The following is a 16,329-nucleotide window of genomic DNA, read 5'->3' on the forward strand; positions in this document are numbered from 1 at the left end:
CATCAAAAGGGGATCAGAGATAACCTTCAATTAAATAATCTGAGCCAATGGAGTGTAGGGTAACTCGTTTTAAAGTTAACGCCTCATTCATCTGAGTTAAACCCAAATCTCCCACGGGAGAGGAAGCCGTTTTTCCCCCAATAATCTTAGGCGCAATAAACGCCAAAATTTTTTGAATCGCACCCTCTGCAATCGCTTGTGCGGCGAGTGTCCCTCCACATTCCCACAACACGCTTAAAAATTGACGTTCATACAAATGAGCCATCACGGTTTTAGGCGTTAAAGGAGACAAAACAACCACTTCAACTCCTTTTTTCTGTAACTGTTCTTGACAATCGGGATCAGCATCCTTTGTTGTAAAAACTAAAGTATTTGCTTCTGTAATATCCCATAAATTCGCTTGTAGAGGGAGATCCAACTTGCGACTCATCACCACTCGTAGAGGGTTGGGTTCACCCTGATTATGAGTGGTTAAATGAGGATTATCTCGACGCACCGTATTTCCCCCAACAATCACCGCATCACAAGCCACCCGCAATTGATGAACCTGTTGTCGCGCCGTGGGACTGGTAATCCAAGCACTATGACCTGTTGTCGTGGCGATTTTGCCATCAAGAGTCATCGCATACTTGAAAATACCCAAGGGTTGATGATGAAGAATACGATGAATAAATCCTTCATTTAACTGTTGACAAGCCTCCTGTTCTACACCCACAATTACCTCAATTCCAGCTTGTTTTAATCGTTCAACTCCCTGACCTGCAACTAAAGGATTGGGATCAATCATTCCCACGACAACTTTAGCCACCTTCGCCTTTATTAAAGCTTCAGTGCAGGGAGGGGTTCTTCCGTAATGATTGCAAGGTTCGAGGTTTACATAAACCGTCGCGCCTTTCGCCTGTTCTCCGGCGTCTCGCAACGCAAACACTTCTGCATGAGGTTGACCTGCTCCCGGATGAAATCCCTCTCCGATAATATTATAATTATCTTGAACAACAACAGACCCCACTAATGGATTCGGTGCCGTTTTTCCTAACGCCTGACGCGCCAGTTCCAGACACCGAAGCATCATCTGGCGATCAAATTCTGGGGATATCAGGGAAGCGTTCAAGGGGGTCATCGGTTCGTTTACAAGAATTTTTAATTAGAGTGTAGCGAATTCTGAGAAAGTAGAGGAAAATACAGTCACCAGTCTTTAATTCAGTTTACAGTGAACAATAACCACCTGACCAAGTACCGTGCAGTACCATGCTACTGATAACTGATAACTGATAACTGATAACTGCCTTTTGCCGATTGCATGGTTGCCTCTTATGACCTACACTCCATCTAAACTACTAACCTTTGAGGAGTTTATTACCCAATATGGGGATAATACTCGCTATGAACTCATTGACGGAGAACTCCGAGACATGGACCCAACTGGGCCTCACGAAGCAGTTGCAGGAAATATTGCAGGTAGAATCTATGTCGAAATTTTTCATGGGAATTTAAACTGGTTAATACCCAAAAATTGTTTGATTAAACCTCTATCTGCTGAAGCAACAGCACTGCGTCCTGATGTTATTGTTTTAGATCAAGCACAACTTAGTCAAGAACCCCTTTGGCAAAAAGAACCCGTAATTTGTAATGGGAATACCATTAAGCTTGTTGCTGAAGTTGTCAGTACAAATTGGCAAGATGATTATGCCAGGAAAGTAGAAGAATATGCTTTTTTGAATATCCCTGAATATTGGATTGTGGACTTTCGGGGTTTGGGTGGTTTGCAATTTATTGGCAATCCCAAACAACCCACTTTCACCGTTTGTCAATTAGTTGATGGGGTGTACCAGCAGCAACAATATCGCTTAGGAGATCGGATTTATTCTAACCTGTTTCCCAATTTACAACTGCAACTCGACAACATTATGCCAACTTAATTTCATTTACTTTTTCCACGGCCATCTAGTCCCCATCTCTGTTAACGCTGAAAAAATCAGGTAAATCACCAAAATTCCCACACCCATTAAAAATGGAATCAAATCATCAGGCATAATTAGATTAATAGAATTGGGTTAATCATCTCAAGATTAGTCTAGAAAAAATCAGGCATTGCTGGGGAAGTTGTCATCGGAAACAAATACTCAGCAATTCGCAATGCTGAATCTGTACATTCGAGCCAACCCATTTTTTGTAACTGTCGAGGCCCTAGTAATCCGGCATAAAGTGGAGCTAATGACCCGATTTTCAGGTGAAATTCTCCTCGACCTCCTCGCTTAACCTGTGCGTTTCCGGCAGCAACTTCTAGCACAAAATTGCCTTGATTTTCTTCAAGCAAATCATCAATAACTGATAAATGTAATTCCGTTTCAAGATTGACTGAATAGGCGCGAGACTCCAACGCCGTCACTAAATCAACAATTCTCAACATCCACTGTTCATAGTTTACCAGTTTGGCATTTTGTTCGGCGAGTAGCATCAGTTTGGGTTCTACAGCACCCCCATACCATCGACATTGATCAACTTGAGAACGATGACTTGCCAAAAATGAAAATAGACAATTTGTGGCATCCGCACTCAACGTTACCCAGTCGCGAATTTCTAGAGATAAACTACCCAGAACTCCTTTTTGCTGAAAAATCACATAACCTTGAGGCAAACTAGACGAACCGATCCAATATCCATAAACTTCTTCACCTTCTGCGGCTTTAATAATATTTTTCCAAAAAGCTGGATGCCGATCTAAATAACCATTCATGTGATTAACTTGTTGGTTATACACATCAATTAACGCCTCTATTTCTAGACGCTTCATTCTCTCTAATTTCAGTTGAGAGGGTCTAGATTTTAGCGTTGATAACGGTAATTCCCATAAACATCGAGTTCCGCCATATTCATATCCCACGCCACGATAAAGCGATTGAACCGCAGGATAAAGCGTGGAAATTGCCACCTTTTCAGCGTGCAGTTCTTTGAGGGTTTCCCGCAACAACTCTAAAGCCATTCCTTGACCTCGATATTCCGGCGCTATCCCCACCGCAGCAAGTCCCGCCATCGGAATACAACGATCCCCAAACCATTGACCCATGCGATAGATTGCCAGTCCTCCAGCTACTTTTTTGTTGTGGCGAATTAGGCGAAAATTATCTAATCCAATACTACTTCCATAATCTTCCCATTCCGTCTGAGGAAAACCAAAACATTGACAAAGTATTTTTCCTAAAAGTTGGCTTTCATCGTGATCGCTAGCCACCGAAACTTCCCGCAAATTTTCCATAAAAAAGTTTTCTAAAATAGCAGCTAAAAGTTAAACAGCAGAAGTGAATACTGATCACTGAAATCAATGTAAACAGTCTTTCCAGAAAAAACACCAGACCTCACCTGTGGGTGTTGCTGGTGTATCAATATCAATCAGCATAATTGCAAATCGGCGGGGCGATTTTATTCTTTGCGTTTTCGATTAGCAATAGAAGCCTCAACTGGAAATCCCACCACTGGGATCACTTGATGCTGACGTTCCGCTTCGAGGTTTTTCAACTCTTGATAATCGACCCAGTGAATGCAATCGACAGGACAAGTCTCTATTGCTTCCTGAATCATTTCTTCGGGATCACCATCTTGCCGAAATACTCGACTTCGCCCATAATCAGGCTCCAAATAGAAGGTATTACGGGCAACATGGGCGCAGTGTTTGCAGCCAATACAAGTCGGTTCATCAACATAAACCCCCTTTTGCCGCAAGACACCCCCCAACTCTGGCTCTAAGCCTGAACGCTCTGGTACATCCCGCAAACCCCCTCCAAGTTCCGGTTCCAACCCCGAACGTTCTGGTGTTGAGTTAATCGACGATGCAGACCATTGAGACATTATGCACTCCAGCGTTGGACAACGAGACGAATTGAACCGTCTTGATTTTGCTGTTGTTCAGCAATTTGAAAACCTTGTTTGTTGCTTTGGCTGACAACTGTTTGATAAGCATAGCGTTGAGTGACTTTGTTCACAAACAATTGAACCGGGATAGGCTGCTGCCAAAATTGTAGGTCAGCAACTAATTCATATTCGCTGCCATTCCAGCAAAAGCCGATATCATATCCATTGTCTTGTTCAATGGTAATCTCAGCCGGACGAGTTTGACCTTGGTAGCCTCGAACTTCTTTTGAGCCAGATTTCCAATCAATTTCTAAATCAGATAAAGCCGCTTTTAAAGAAGTCAGATTGCGAATTTGTGTTTTGATTTGACTAAAGTGTGACATAGACGCTAATGTTGAACGAATTGAATGAATTCGTCGGTAAAGTTTACCAATTGCTAAAGTTAACCTGGGCAGTCGCCGTTTGAGATTGATTCTGAGTTTGTGCAAAATATTCAGAAGTTGTCTCCTGATTTAGCACTACACCCAATTCAGCTTCAATGGCTTTCGTAACCTCCTCACAGGAAGCACCGACAATGCCAGTGACTTTTTCCTGGACTCGGCCATCGGGATAGATCACGAACTCTAAGGTTTCCATAGATTGAGCAGACTGCTACAAGAGTTGCGGGACATTAATCGACACTGCTCGGGCAGTGACAACTGTTTTGGCGATCGCTTCATTATTTTAATGACTGCAACATCCCTACATCAATTTTGACGAATGGATCTAAAGCGAGTCATAGGTTCACAAAAGTTATTAATAGCTGAAGCAATCCGAGAATTATATGTTAAGTTTCGCGTACATTTCTCCCAGAGTCAAGGGAGTAAGGTATGAGTCTTCCTTGCGTTGTATTCCCAATGATCACCGATAATAAAAGATTGTCTGATCCAAAAATTCTGTTATGAGTCAAAGACCAATGACCAATTTCACTTCATCTCCCATGCGGGTTGGTATACTCGGATTTGGAGGTTTAGGACAAGCAGCGACAGCCGTGTTAGCTCCCAAACAGGAAATGCTTTGGGTGGCAGCAGCCGATCAAAAAGGCTATGCTTATTCTCCAACCGGACTCAATCGCGATCGCTGTGTTGGTATCTACCGAGATCAAGGTTCTCTGGGTTATCTCGAACCGAATGGCACCCTCAGCAACCAAAGCATCGAAGAATTAGTCAAAACCGCCGTTGGAGTTGATGGCTATTTTCTCGCCCTACCGAACCTACCGAACAGCTTCATGGCGTCTGTGGCGCGTCAGTTTATCGAACTGGGTTGGCGAGGGGTGTTGGTAGATGCCATCAAACGCACATCAGCCGTCGAATTATTGCTCGAACTTCAAGAAGACCTGCAACAAGCCGGAATCACCTACATGAGCGGTTGTGGTGCCACTCCAGGGCTGTTAACCGCCGCCGCCGCTTTAGCCGCCCAAAGCTATAGTGAAATTCACAGCGTTAATATTACCTTCGGTGTAGGAATCGCCAATTGGGAAGCCTATCGCGCCACCATTCGCGAAGATATTGGTCATTTAAGCGGCTACAATATCGAACAAGCCAGAGCCATGAGTGATGCCGAAGTCGAAGCTTTACTCGATGAAACCAACGGCTTACTTAAGCTCGAAAACATGGAACACGCCGATGATATCATGTTAGAATTAGCCGGAATTTGTAGCCGCGATCGCGTTACCGTTGGCGGAATTGTTGATACTCGCAATCCGAAAAAACCTCTGAGTACCAACGTCCAAATTACAGGCCGCACCTTTGAAGGAAAAATCTCAACTCACACCTTCACCCTTGGCGATGAAACCAGTATGGCGGCTAACGTTTGCGGGCCTGCGTTTGGTTATCTCAAAGCTGGAATTCAGCTTCACGAACGAGGAATTTACGGCTTATTTACCGCAGCAGAAATTATGCCTCAATTTGTCCGTTAATTCACCTTAAAACTTAACCTAGCTTTTACATAAGTAGGAGAGTTTTACAGTTTACAATTATCAGTGACCTGTGTTGTCGGAGCAATTCATAAATTGCCAGTACCAGTTATGCAGTCGTTTTCACGGTTTATTATTGACTGGTCACTGGTCACTGTTAATATCTCCCCAAGATTTCCACTCCGGATGATGTTCAAGATCAAACTCATCGAGTTCATCAATAGACTGATAATCTGAAGGATCTACCGTTGTATCTAATGCCGGAATGACAAACGGTAAATTTGCACCTTGTAATCCTCGTTTAATGCGTTCAGGTGTTTCTGAAAAGAGTACAAACAAAGGATAAATCTTCTCAGCCTCTTGGGAATAAATATGGCTATAATGATGAGGCATCACCCATTCATAGCCTTGATCTAAGCAAACTTGAGTCAGTCGCCAACGCATCAATAAGTCTGAAAAATCTTCATTGGGGTGATGAATAAAGATAAAAATTTCCACCCCAATTTTGACTTTCCACTCCGGATCACACATAATAATCCCTAAATCACAGGGTAAACACATTGCTTGTCCGGGTGTAATACTAACTCCAGATTTTCCGGTATAAGAAACCCCATCTCGTAAACGGACAATCGGTAAAGGGATAGTAATTAAACTTTCATCGGGGCGACGCATACTCGGAATCATTTCCAAGTAAGTTCGATGCTGCTTTAAAAGTGCGATTGCTGCTTCTGCATTACTGTATTCAGCAAGCAGGGTTTCATAATGAGATTGTTGAACAGGCATCTTAATTTAAAGTAAAGGGCAGTCAAAAAGTAAGGTGGAGTTTGTTAAGAGATTAAGCTAATTTAAGATAAACCGATCATTTTTACTCTGTTTGTTCTCTCAAATTAGCTTGTTTTTTTAGCTCCTATTCTCATTTTAACTTCTACACAATTACGATGAGAGTTGTCTAAACTTAAATTAGGTTTTTTGAAATTTACAACGCCTCGAATACTTTAAACATGGGCAAATACATAGACAGCAAAACCGATGCTACAATTCCACCCACAACCACAATCATCATCGGTTCTAATGCACTGGTTAAACCTTTTACAGCTTCTTCAACTTCTGTCTCATAAAACGCCCCCACTTTCATCAACATTTTATCGAGTTCCCCCGATTCTTCTCCAATCGCAATCATCTGAATCGCTAAGTTTGGGAAAACGTTACCTTCTTGCAGGGCTAAACTAATTAATCCCCCTTGTTGAATTTCAGTTCTCGCGTGTTCAATCGCATTGGCAATGGCTTGATTTCCAGCTACATCTCGCACAATTTCTAGCGAGTTCATAATCGGTACACCTGCCCGAGTTAAACTTCCGAAAATTGTACAAAAACGAGCGACCGCAGACTTCTCAATCAGTGGCCCAAACAAAGGAAGTTTCAGAAAAATCTTATCCATCGCTAGATGGCCAGCCGGGGTTTTATAAAAGGCTTGATAAGCCAAAGAAAGTCCAAATAAACTCCCAATGACCATTGCTTGAGGAATCGGCGGCCAGGTTGTACAAAAATCACTAATACTCAACATAATGACCGTAAACAATGGCAACTCAGTCCCAATTTGCTCAAAAATCCCTGCAAAGGTTGGAAGGAGGAAAATTGTCATCGCAAAGAAAACGGCAAGGGCAATAAATAAAACCGTTTTCGGGTAAGACATAGCGGATTTAATTTCACTTTCGGTTTTGTGGTTTTTCTCCATCATCACCGCCAGACGTTCTAAAACTTCATCGAGTACACCCCCAACCTCTCCGGCTGAAACCATACTGATAAACAACATATCAAAGACATCAGGAAACTTCCGCATCGATTCTGAGAGGGCATTTCCTTCTTCTACATCCGCTCGAATCGTAGTTAAAGCCCGTTTTAGACGAGCATTATCACATTGTTCTGATAACACACTCAAACAACGAGCCATCGCAATTCCGGCGTTAAACATCGCCGCAAATTGACGGGCAAAAATCGCTAAATCTTTAACCGTAATCTGGGCGAGAGCCACGTTAATATCTTCTTCAAGTTTTTTGAGATCAAAACCTTGCTTTCTCGAGTGAGTCCGAAGTTTATTAGTGGTCATTGCTCCCCTTAAATCCAACTTTTTTTTGAGCTAAATTCTATTATAAATTGGGATTTGGGATTAGAAAATCGGCAATTATAAGGCTCAACTTTTGACCTGAACGGCTTCTAATCCTGATCCCGAGTTCTAAAATTAACGAGCTTTAGCTTTTTGTGCTGCTGCTTTCGGCGCAGGGCCGATTAAACGTTCAAGTTCTTCGGGTTTTGAACTCTTACTCATCGCGGCATCCCAACTTACTTTTCCTTCTTGGAAAATTTTAGCTAATGCCATTTCCATTGTTTGCATTCCCAATTTTGCCCCCATTTGAATTTGAGAGTAAATTTGAGTTGTTTTTCCTTCCCGAATTAAGTTCCCCATCGCTGGAGTATTCAGCATAATTTCTACCGCCGCACAACGACCTCCGCTCAGAGTCGGAACGAGGTTTTGGCTACAAACTCCGACTAAAGACCCAGAAAGTTGCGCTCGAATTTGCGGTTGTTGAATTGGAGGAAATACATCCAACATCCGGTCTACTGTTGCAGAAGCAGAGTTTGTGTGTAGTGTGCCAAAAACTAAGTGACCTGTTTCTGCGGCAGAAATTGCCAAACCAATAGTATCTAAATCCCGCATTTCACCAACCAGAATAATATCTGGATCTTCCCGCAAAGCAGCTTTCAAAGCATTGGCAAAAGTTTTTGTATCTTCCCCTTTTTGTCGTTGGTGAAACAAGCTTTTAATATTGGGAAAAACATATTCAATTGGGTCTTCAACAGTGAGAATATGTTCGCTACGGGTACGATTAATTAAATCCAATAACGCCGCCATTGTTGTCGTTTTACCCGAACCCGTTTGACCTGTGACCAAAACCATTCCCCGAGGTCTTTCAGTCATATCACGAATCGTTTGGGGAACTCCCAATTTATCCGCGTTCGGAATTTTCGACGCTAACGCCCGCAAACAAGCCGCCCAACAGCCCCGTTCTCGATAAACATTCACCCGAAACCGAGCCAGTCCTTTTACCCCATAAGCGCAGTCAAGTTCCCATTCCTGTTCAAGTTGCTTCCGCTGCATATTATTCAGCATTTGAAAGATGAGAACCTGCACATCTTCAGGAGCAAAACATTCTCCAAACTGAGTTTGAGGGGTGAGTTTACCACTGATACGGAAAAAAATTGGCGCACCTGCTTGGATGTGCATATCAGAGCCACCTTGTTCAATCAAGGACTCCATCACATCTTCAATCATCAAACCAGCCATAATATTGAATCCTCCAAATGTAAAAAATCAAAAGTTAAAAGGTAAAAGGCAAAAGCTCATGTGGCAAAAGGCAAAAGGCAAAAGGCAAAAGCGCAAACTTGCGGCCCGGCGGAATAGTCGCGAGCAAAGTTTGCAAGAGAGGCAAGAGGCAAAAGGCAATAGCTCATGTGGCAATAGGCAAAAGGCAATAGCTCATGTGGCAATAGGCAAAAGGCAATAGCTCATGTGGCAATAGCTCCCCATCTCCCCATCTCCCCATCTCCCCATCTCCCCATCTCCCCATCTCCCCATCTCCCCATCTCCCCATCTCCCCATCTCCCCATCTCCCCATCTCCCCATCTCCCCCTATCCCTACTCTAATCGGTAAAACGGGGCGTCATGCAATAGGGACAATCGAGCCATTCGGGTTTGAGTTCGGCAGAACAACCTTTACAAGTCAAGCCCTGCTTGCGTTTAGCCTTCAGTTCAGCTTCTAAACCGGAATCGGTGAATGTTACCCGTTCCACTTCTTCAAAGGTGGTATAGCCTTCACGCACCAGTTGTAAACTGTAAGCCAGCAAAGTTTTCATTCCTTCTTCGACTGCGGCTTCCTTAATTTGTTCAGTGGGGGCGCCTTTGGTGATTAACGTTTGCAGGCGTTCAGTGACTTTCAGGAATTCGTAGACCCCAACCCGACCTTTATATCCTAAACCGCTGCACTTTTTACAGAGTTCACCGCGATCACTTAGACTTTTACGTTGGTCAGCCGCGATGGTATTCGCCCGAAAGAACTCAACATTCAACTCTCGCGAAGCCGATAAGCCATACCGTCCGAGTTCTTCAGGGTGGGGAGTATAGGGAACCCGACATTCGCTACAAACGCGACGCATCAGACGTTGGGCGAGGATTCCCAGTAACGCCGCTGACACCATGAACGGTTCAACGCCCATTTCATCTAAACGGGCAATCGCGCCTGCTGCGTCGTTGGTGTGTAGGGTTGTTAAAACCAAGTGTCCAGTCAAAGCCGCTTCAATCGCCGTTTTCGCCGTTTCTAAATCTCGCGTTTCTCCTACTAGCAACACATCAGGGTCTTGTCGTAGGAAAGCCCGGAGAATATTGGCAAACGTTAAGTTTTTTTCACGAATCACCTGACATTGAGTAATCCCCGGAAGGGCGTATTCAATCGGATCTTCGGCGGTACTGATGTTAATTTCGGGGTCATTGAGTTCAGAGAGCATCGAGTACAACGAGGTTGATTTTCCCGAACCCGTTGGCCCTGTGACTAAGATTAATCCAAAAGGTCGGCTTGCGGTTTCCCGAACCATTGCTAAGGTTTCTTCATCGGTAATCATTTTGTCAAGTCCCAACTGAGTTGAGGAACTATCCAAAATCCGCAGTACAATTTTTTCACCGTAGCGGCTCGGTAAGCTATTCACCCGAAAGTCTACAGTTCGGCCCTTAAAGCGACGACGAATCCTGCCGTCTTGGGCTTGGCGACGTTCAGCGATGTCTAGTTCAGCCAGAATTTTAAAGCGAGAGGTAATTGCGGGAATGACTTTTTTCGGAAATTTGAAATATTCTTGCAAAACCCCATCTTTCCGCATCCGAATCCGCATTTCGTATTCTTGCGGTTCGACGTGAATATCAGAGACTCCTTCAGATAAGGCTTTGGCTAAGATCACGTTCACCGCTTTAATCACCGGGGCGGTTTCAGCTTGTTCGATTTCATCGGCTAAATCAGCACCACCGCCTTCATCGGTGACATCTTCTAAGTCCATCTCCTCAAAGTCGCCGGAGGTAAACTGAAGTTTTTCGTCTTCTAGACGGGCGGCGGCGGCTTGTTTGCGTTTGAGATCTTCTTCGCCATAGGCTGAGATCAGTTTGTCATAGTCTCCTTGGGTGATGACTTGGCGCTTGAGATGCCAACCTTTCGGACGCAACAGTTGGTTTTTGAGTTCGTCTAAAGCGTTGAGGTTGTCCGGATTGACCATTGCCATCAAAATCATCGGAGGTTCAGTTTCGAGGATTTGTAATGGAATGAAGCGATGGCGTTTGCAGGTTTCAACCGTGGTTTCTAGCGTGTTGAGCATTTGTTCGATTTGCTCGACGGAAACCTGTTCGACTTCGAGGTCAAACGCATCAACACCGTAGATAATTTTTTGCTCAAAAAGCTGTTGTTTTTTATACTGACGTGCGAGTTCTGGCGGTAGAGGTTTCCCGGTCACCGATTCCAAAACTTCTGTTAACGGTTTCCCGGCTTGGCTGGCTTTCAGGGCTTGCTGAAGTTGTTCTGGGCTGATGTATCCCGATTGAATTAACTTATTACCGAAAGGCGTGGTGCTGGTCGCAACTAGGGCGGTACGTCGCCGAGATGTATTAGTCATATCTGAGGTAACAATCTCTTAAAGATATAGGATTCCCAAAAAGTTTGAGAAAGTTTCTAGAGCTAGTCTCGAACGGCTTGTATCTTCACTGGTTTAGCGAACTTCAGAAAAAGAGCAAGCCGAGAGTATCGCTGCGGTTAAATCCCTGATTCTCAGCCAGTTCATGTGCTAATTGTTACCCGACTTCAGCGCGGATTAATTAAGCCCTGTCAGTCAACTTCTCAGCCCAATTGGGGATCTCTTCGCAGAGCTGAGGGTTCCGATTGCCAATTTCGGTTGATCATTGTTAATCATGACAAGCTGATTAGGGTACGATCTAGATGACTGTGCTAAGTTCAGAGAAACCTCTTCTCAGATGATAGCTTTTGCTAACTTCCATCGCTGTGATTTACGATATGATTTTGGTTAAAATTTTTGAATAGATAGAAGCGAATTGGAGGATTGCGAGGGCGAACTCAGCACAGACAACAAGTATTGAAGCTCCATCGCTCAGTTTTCTATGATCAACCAAGACCAGCAAGAAGAGATGATGTCAAATCCAACTACTGATACCCCAGAAGCCACAACCAATCAAAATGGTATTCCGTCAGAGGCTGAAAATGTATCGCCTGAAGTCGTCGAGGATCAAGCCGCGACCCCTGTTGAGGTTCAATTAGACGACCACACCTCCCAGGAGTTACCTCCCGATTTTCCTGAATCCCAAATGCAAGAAGAATCTAGCACAAGTGAGCAAATCCAGCAGGAATTAGTCGCTCTAGCCCAAGCCAATCAGGCGCTAACCGCTCAACTCGACGAGATCAACACCCAGTATCGACGCCTCGCTGCGGACTTTGAGAACTTTCGCAAACGGACTCAAAAGGAAAAAGAGGATTTAGAGGTACAAATTAAGTGTAATACCATCAAAAAACTATTACCCGTGATTGATAATTTTGAGCGGGCTAGATCTCACATTAAGCCTCAAACTGAGAGCGAAATGAATATTCACAAAAGCTATCAGAGTGTTTACAAGCAGATGGTCGAAAGCCTCAAGCAGTTGGGTGTATCGGCGATGCGTCCTGATGGAGAACCCTTTGATCCCAATCTACATGAAGCGGTGATGCGCGAAGCTTCAGAGACTCACCCGGAAGGTACAGTCATCGAAGAAATGATGAGAGGCTATATGATCGGTGAACGGGTTCTCCGCCATGCGATGGTGAAAGTTGCCACCGCTCCGGAGTCTTCTAGCTCATCGGAAACGGACTCAGAAGCCCCTGCTCCACAGGAATAGGGTTTATGGGCGGGTGTTCTGTCAGCACTCGTTCTCAGCACTCAATTTCTGTCGTCAACAAAACCTCAATCATTGCTAACTTAGCCTGGGTTAGCTAATGTTGGTTTTGTAAAATCCTCAAGACATTGAATATTCTCGAAGGCAATCTTTGCACACTTTCATCGCCGAGACGTTATGGGAAAAGTCATTGGCATCGATCTAGGCACAACAAATAGTTGTGTGGCTGTTCTAGAAGGCGGTCAACCCACGGTGATCGCCAACTCCGAGGGCGGACGTACAACTCCGAGTATTGTGGGATTTGGGAAACACAATGAACGCTTAGTCGGTCAACTCGGAAAGCGACAAGCCCTGACGAATGCCGAAAATACAATTTACAGTATTAAACGCTTCATCGGGCGTAGATGGGAAGACACCGAACAAGAACGCAAAAGGGTTCCCTATGAATGCGTTTCGGGAAAAGATAACACGGTAAACGTCCAGATTCGAGACCAAGTTTACACCCCGCAAGAAATTTCGGCGATGGTGTTGCAAAAGCTCAAAGAAGAAGCGGAAAGCTATTTGGGAGAGTCGGTTGATCAAGCTGTGATTACGGTTCCTGCTTACTTCACTGATGCTCAACGACAAGCCACCAAAGATGCGGGAACCATTGCGGGTTTAAAAGTCCTGCGGATTATCAATGAACCCACGGCTGCGGCTTTATCCTATGGTTTAGATAAACAAGATCAAGACCAGAAAATCTTAGTCTTTGATTTGGGAGGGGGGACATTTGATGTCTCGATCTTGCAATTGGGGGATGGTATTTTTGAAGTCATGGCGACGGCTGGAAATAACCATCTGGGCGGAGATGACTTTGATAATTGTCTGGTTCTCTGGATTGTTGAGGTTTTCCGTGAACGGGAAGGTATTGATCTTTCGAGCGATAAAATGGCGCTCCAACGGATGCGTGAAGCCGCAGAAAAAGCCAAAATTGAACTATCGAGTCGCACAACAACTTCCATTAATCTTCCGTTTCTGACGGCAGATGAATCTGGCCCGAAGCATCTCGAAGTTGAATTGAGTCGCAGCCAATTTGAGGAATTGGTCAAGGAGTTGATTGACAACACGATTCAACCTGTAACGCAAGCTCTGCGAGATGCGAGTCTCCAACCCGATGATGTGGATCGGATTATTTTGGTGGGGGGTTCCACTCGTACTCCGGCTGTCCAACAAGCAATTAGCAATTATTTTTCGGGGAGAACTCCCGATCGCTCTGTGAACCCGGATGAGGCGGTGGCGTTGGGCGCTGCTATTCAAGCTGGAGTCTTGGGCGGTGAGGTCAAAGATCTGTTATTGCTGGATGTAACACCCCTGTCTTTGGGTTTAGAAACTTTAGGTGGCGTCTTTACTAAGACAATTGAGCGTAACACCACCATTCCCACCAGTCGCGCTCAAATGTTTTCAACAGCCGTTGATGGACAAACTTCAGTGGAAATTCATGTTCTTCAAGGAGAACGGGCGCTCGTTAAAGATAATAAAAGTTTGGGTAAATTCCTCTTAACGGGAATTCCTGCCGCTAAACGGGGGGTTCCGCAAATTGAAGTGGCTTTTGATATCGATGCCAATGGAATTTTAAAGGTTTCAGCCATTGATCTCGGTACCGGACGAGAACAAAGCATCCAAATTACCAATACAGGCGGTTTGAGTGAAGCCGAAATTGAGCGGATGCGACAAGAAGCCGAACTATACGGGGATGAAGATGAACAACGCCGACAAATTGTTGATCTGAAAAATCAATGTGCAACTCTGTTTGAAAACTGCAAAGAAACCCTCAAACAAAACCCGCAACTCCTGACTGCCGAACTCAAAGAGCGTATTCGGACTGAAGCTGCGGCTCTGAAAAAAGCAGTTGCTAACCCCGATGTGACTTACGACGAAATGAAGGAACGGGTAGATGCTTTCCAAGAAATGCTCTACGATCTCGGTGCGGCGATTTACGAGAAAACCGAACCTGAGTCTGGGGTTGCACATTCCCCCGAGGAAAGCTTGCCAGTGGTAGACTTAGAAGAGGATGAAGCCGTCTCTGAAGATTTATCCTCTGAGGATGATGTGATCAGTACCGAATCAGCTTTTGGGCTAGAGGAGGTTTCTGAGGAGGATAATGCGATCGCCGCCGAACCTGCTTTCGGGCTAGAGGACATTTCTGAGGAAGTGGCTTCTCAAGCCGGAGAGATTTTAGATCCAGATCCGGGCAATCCTTTTCTGACCAATTCCACCAGTTAGTCTGGAGTTGGGGAGTTTGAACGGGTTTGAAGTTCAACACTTCGCAGTTCTGAGTAACTCCTGGGCGTTTTTTGTCGTTATTGTGATTTAGATTTCACCAATAAAGTTCTATGGCAGCCGATTATTATGAAACACTTGGTGTTGCTCGCAACGCAGACAAAGAGGAAATTAAGCGGGCTTATCGTAGGCTAGCTCGCAAATATCACCCCGATGTCAATAAAGAAGCGGGAGCAGAAGAACGCTTTAAAGAAATTAATCGCGCTTATGAAGTTCTCTCTGAACCGGAAATACGAGCGCGTTATGACCGTTTTGGTGAAGCAGGAGTTGCCGGGGGAGCCGGAGGAGCAAGTGGCTTTAACCAAGACTTCAGTGACAGTTTTGCCGATATCTTTGAAAGTTTTTTCAGTGGTTTTGCGGGGGGGGTCGGTGGCCCACAACAAGGAAGACGGCGAACTGGCCCGGCGCGAGGTGATGATTTACGGCTAGATTTGCCCCTTGACTTTAAAGAGGCTATTTTTGGCGGCGAAAAAGAAATTCGCATTAAACATCTCGAAACCTGCGAAACCTGTAACGGTAGTGGTGCTAAACCGGGGACTCGTCCTCAAACCTGTTCAACCTGTGGCGGAAGTGGTCAAGTTCGTCGCGCTACTCGTACCCCGTTTGGGAGTTTTACTCAAGTTTCTGTTTGTCCGACTTGTAATGGTGTCGGTCAGATGATCGAAGAAAAATGCACCACTTGTGCGGGTCAGGGTCTGAAGGAAGTCACCAAAAAACTGAAAATCAATGTACCGGGTGGTGTTGATAATGGTACACGCTTGCGTGTTGCCAATGAAGGAGATGCCGGAAAGCAAGGAGGCCCTCCTGGAGATTTGTATGTCTTTTTGTCGGTGTCGCCTGATCCTCACTTCAAACGAGATGGGATTAATATTCTCTCGGAGGTGAAGATTAGTTACTTACAAGCCATTTTAGGTTGTAACTTGGAAGTGGAAACGGTGGATGGGCCGACTACGGTGAAAATTCCCGCCGGAACTCAACCCGGAACGGTTTTAACGCTAGAAAATAAAGGTGTTCCCCGTTTGGGAAATCCGGTGAGTCGAGGCGATCATTTACTGACGATCTCGGTGGAAATTCCCACTCGGATCACCGCCAAAGAACGAGAACTCTTAGAAGAACTGGCTAAAATTCATGGTGAACGGACTGGAAAAGGAGGCTTAGAAGGGTTTCTCGGGAATCTATTTCACCAAAAATGATCCGTGAAAAAGCCTGTGACTTCAGAAAAAACTGCACATTTGTT

Annotated in this window: 14 protein-coding genes; 5 read left to right on the plus strand and 9 right to left on the minus strand. The window is 44.7% G+C overall.

Annotation, left to right across the window (positions count from 1 at the left end; all coding sequences use genetic code 11):
• Positions 1-13: 13 nt before the first annotated feature.
• Entirely contained in the window at positions 14-1,120 is a 1,107-nt protein-coding gene (gene ribD / locus L8106_RS08725) for a bifunctional diaminohydroxyphosphoribosylaminopyrimidine deaminase/5-amino-6-(5-phosphoribosylamino)uracil reductase RibD (protein ID WP_009783893.1), read from the minus strand.
• Between the two features lie 193 nt (positions 1,121-1,313).
• Between ribD and L8106_RS08730 the strand changes: the two genes are divergently transcribed.
• Positions 1,314-1,919, plus strand: coding sequence for a Uma2 family endonuclease (locus tag L8106_RS08730; RefSeq protein ID WP_009783894.1), 606 nt, complete (start codon positions 1,314-1,316; stop codon positions 1,917-1,919).
• Positions 1,920-2,074: 155 nt separating this feature from the next.
• Here the strand turns inward: L8106_RS08730 and eis are convergent, their stop codons facing one another.
• From eis to L8106_RS08750, 4 genes are all read right to left on the minus strand, one after another.
• On the minus strand, positions 2,075-3,256 hold the full coding sequence (eis, locus tag L8106_RS08735) for an enhanced intracellular survival protein Eis (RefSeq protein ID WP_009783895.1): 1,182 nt from the start codon (positions 3,254-3,256) through the stop codon (positions 2,075-2,077).
• 164 nt (positions 3,257-3,420) lie between these two features.
• Positions 3,421-3,846 carry a ferredoxin gene (locus tag L8106_RS08740; protein WP_009783896.1) on the minus strand — a complete coding sequence of 142 codons (426 nt, stop codon included), beginning with the start codon at positions 3,844-3,846 and terminating at the stop codon, positions 3,421-3,423.
• Positions 3,846-4,232 carry a DUF1257 domain-containing protein gene (locus L8106_RS08745; protein WP_009783897.1) on the minus strand — a complete coding sequence of 129 codons (387 nt, stop codon included), beginning with the start codon at positions 4,230-4,232 and terminating at the stop codon, positions 3,846-3,848. The genes L8106_RS08740 and L8106_RS08745 overlap by 1 nt, the downstream gene beginning before the upstream one ends.
• A 43-nt stretch (positions 4,233-4,275) precedes the next feature.
• Positions 4,276-4,485 (minus strand): DUF2997 domain-containing protein, encoded by a 210-nt coding sequence (locus L8106_RS08750; RefSeq protein ID WP_009783898.1) that lies wholly within the window; start codon positions 4,483-4,485, stop codon positions 4,276-4,278.
• A 319-nt stretch (positions 4,486-4,804) separates the two neighbouring features.
• Between L8106_RS08750 and L8106_RS08755 the strand changes: the two genes are divergently transcribed.
• Positions 4,805-5,806: a hypothetical protein gene (locus L8106_RS08755; protein ID WP_009783899.1), complete on the plus strand. Its 1,002-nt coding sequence runs from the start codon at positions 4,805-4,807 to the stop codon at positions 5,804-5,806.
• 141 nt (positions 5,807-5,947) lie between these two features.
• On the opposite strand, the gene L8106_RS08760 is transcribed toward L8106_RS08755, so the two are convergent.
• The 4 genes from L8106_RS08760 to L8106_RS08780 form a co-directional block, all read right to left on the minus strand.
• Positions 5,948-6,586: a hypothetical protein gene (locus L8106_RS08760; RefSeq protein ID WP_009783900.1), complete on the minus strand. Its 639-nt coding sequence runs from the start codon at positions 6,584-6,586 to the stop codon at positions 5,948-5,950.
• A gap of 193 nt (positions 6,587-6,779) precedes the next feature.
• On the minus strand, positions 6,780-7,910 hold the full coding sequence (locus tag L8106_RS08765) for a type II secretion system F family protein (RefSeq protein ID WP_009783901.1): 1,131 nt from the start codon (positions 7,908-7,910) through the stop codon (positions 6,780-6,782).
• A 132-nt stretch (positions 7,911-8,042) separates the two neighbouring features.
• Positions 8,043-9,146 carry a type IV pilus twitching motility protein PilT gene (locus tag L8106_RS08770; RefSeq protein WP_009783902.1) on the minus strand — a complete coding sequence of 368 codons (1,104 nt, stop codon included), beginning with the start codon at positions 9,144-9,146 and terminating at the stop codon, positions 8,043-8,045.
• A 356-nt stretch (positions 9,147-9,502) separates the two neighbouring features.
• Complete coding sequence (locus tag L8106_RS08780; protein ID WP_009783905.1) at positions 9,503-11,509, minus strand: GspE/PulE family protein; 2,007 nt, start codon at positions 11,507-11,509, stop codon at positions 9,503-9,505.
• A gap of 499 nt (positions 11,510-12,008) precedes the next feature.
• On the opposite strand from L8106_RS08780, the gene grpE reads away from it, so the two are divergent.
• The 3 genes from grpE to dnaJ all read left to right on the plus strand — a co-directional run bounded on the left by grpE (position 12,009) and on the right by dnaJ (position 16,285).
• Positions 12,009-12,776, plus strand: coding sequence for a nucleotide exchange factor GrpE (gene grpE, locus L8106_RS08785; RefSeq protein WP_009783906.1), 768 nt, complete (start codon positions 12,009-12,011; stop codon positions 12,774-12,776).
• Positions 12,777-12,950: 174 nt separating this feature from the next.
• Positions 12,951-15,035: a molecular chaperone DnaK gene (dnaK, locus tag L8106_RS08790; RefSeq protein ID WP_009783907.1), complete on the plus strand. Its 2,085-nt coding sequence runs from the start codon at positions 12,951-12,953 to the stop codon at positions 15,033-15,035.
• A gap of 110 nt (positions 15,036-15,145) precedes the next feature.
• Entirely contained in the window at positions 15,146-16,285 is a 1,140-nt protein-coding gene (gene dnaJ / locus L8106_RS08795; protein WP_009783908.1) for a molecular chaperone DnaJ, read from the plus strand.
• Positions 16,286-16,329: the final 44 nt, after the last annotated feature.

The organism is Lyngbya sp. PCC 8106 (genome assembly GCF_000169095.1).
Classification (GTDB): Bacteria; Cyanobacteriota; Cyanobacteriia; order Cyanobacteriales; family Microcoleaceae; genus Capilliphycus.

Bases quoted from the DNA above. Each gene is read 5' to 3' on its own strand.
- ribD (WP_009783893.1), bottom strand. From the start codon at position 1,120: ATGACCCCCTTGAACGCTTCCCTGATATCCCCAGAATTTGATCGCCAG.
- L8106_RS08730 (WP_009783894.1), top strand. From the start codon at position 1,314: ATGACCTACACTCCATCTAAACTACTAACCTTTGAGGAGTTTATTACC.
- eis (WP_009783895.1), bottom strand. From the start codon at position 3,256: ATGGAAAATTTGCGGGAAGTTTCGGTGGCTAGCGATCACGATGAAAGC.
- L8106_RS08740 (WP_009783896.1), bottom strand. From the start codon at position 3,846: ATGTCTCAATGGTCTGCATCGTCGATTAACTCAACACCAGAACGTTCG.
- L8106_RS08745 (WP_009783897.1), bottom strand. From the start codon at position 4,232: ATGTCACACTTTAGTCAAATCAAAACACAAATTCGCAATCTGACTTCT.
- L8106_RS08750 (WP_009783898.1), bottom strand. From the start codon at position 4,485: ATGGAAACCTTAGAGTTCGTGATCTATCCCGATGGCCGAGTCCAGGAA.
- L8106_RS08755 (WP_009783899.1), top strand. From the start codon at position 4,805: ATGACCAATTTCACTTCATCTCCCATGCGGGTTGGTATACTCGGATTT.
- L8106_RS08760 (WP_009783900.1), bottom strand. From the start codon at position 6,586: ATGCCTGTTCAACAATCTCATTATGAAACCCTGCTTGCTGAATACAGT.
- L8106_RS08765 (WP_009783901.1), bottom strand. From the start codon at position 7,910: ATGACCACTAATAAACTTCGGACTCACTCGAGAAAGCAAGGTTTTGAT.
- L8106_RS08770 (WP_009783902.1), bottom strand. From the start codon at position 9,146: ATGGCTGGTTTGATGATTGAAGATGTGATGGAGTCCTTGATTGAACAA.
- L8106_RS08780 (WP_009783905.1), bottom strand. From the start codon at position 11,509: ATGACTAATACATCTCGGCGACGTACCGCCCTAGTTGCGACCAGCACC.
- grpE (WP_009783906.1), top strand. From the start codon at position 12,009: ATGATCAACCAAGACCAGCAAGAAGAGATGATGTCAAATCCAACTACT.
- dnaK (WP_009783907.1), top strand. From the start codon at position 12,951: ATGGGAAAAGTCATTGGCATCGATCTAGGCACAACAAATAGTTGTGTG.
- dnaJ (WP_009783908.1), top strand. From the start codon at position 15,146: ATGGCAGCCGATTATTATGAAACACTTGGTGTTGCTCGCAACGCAGAC.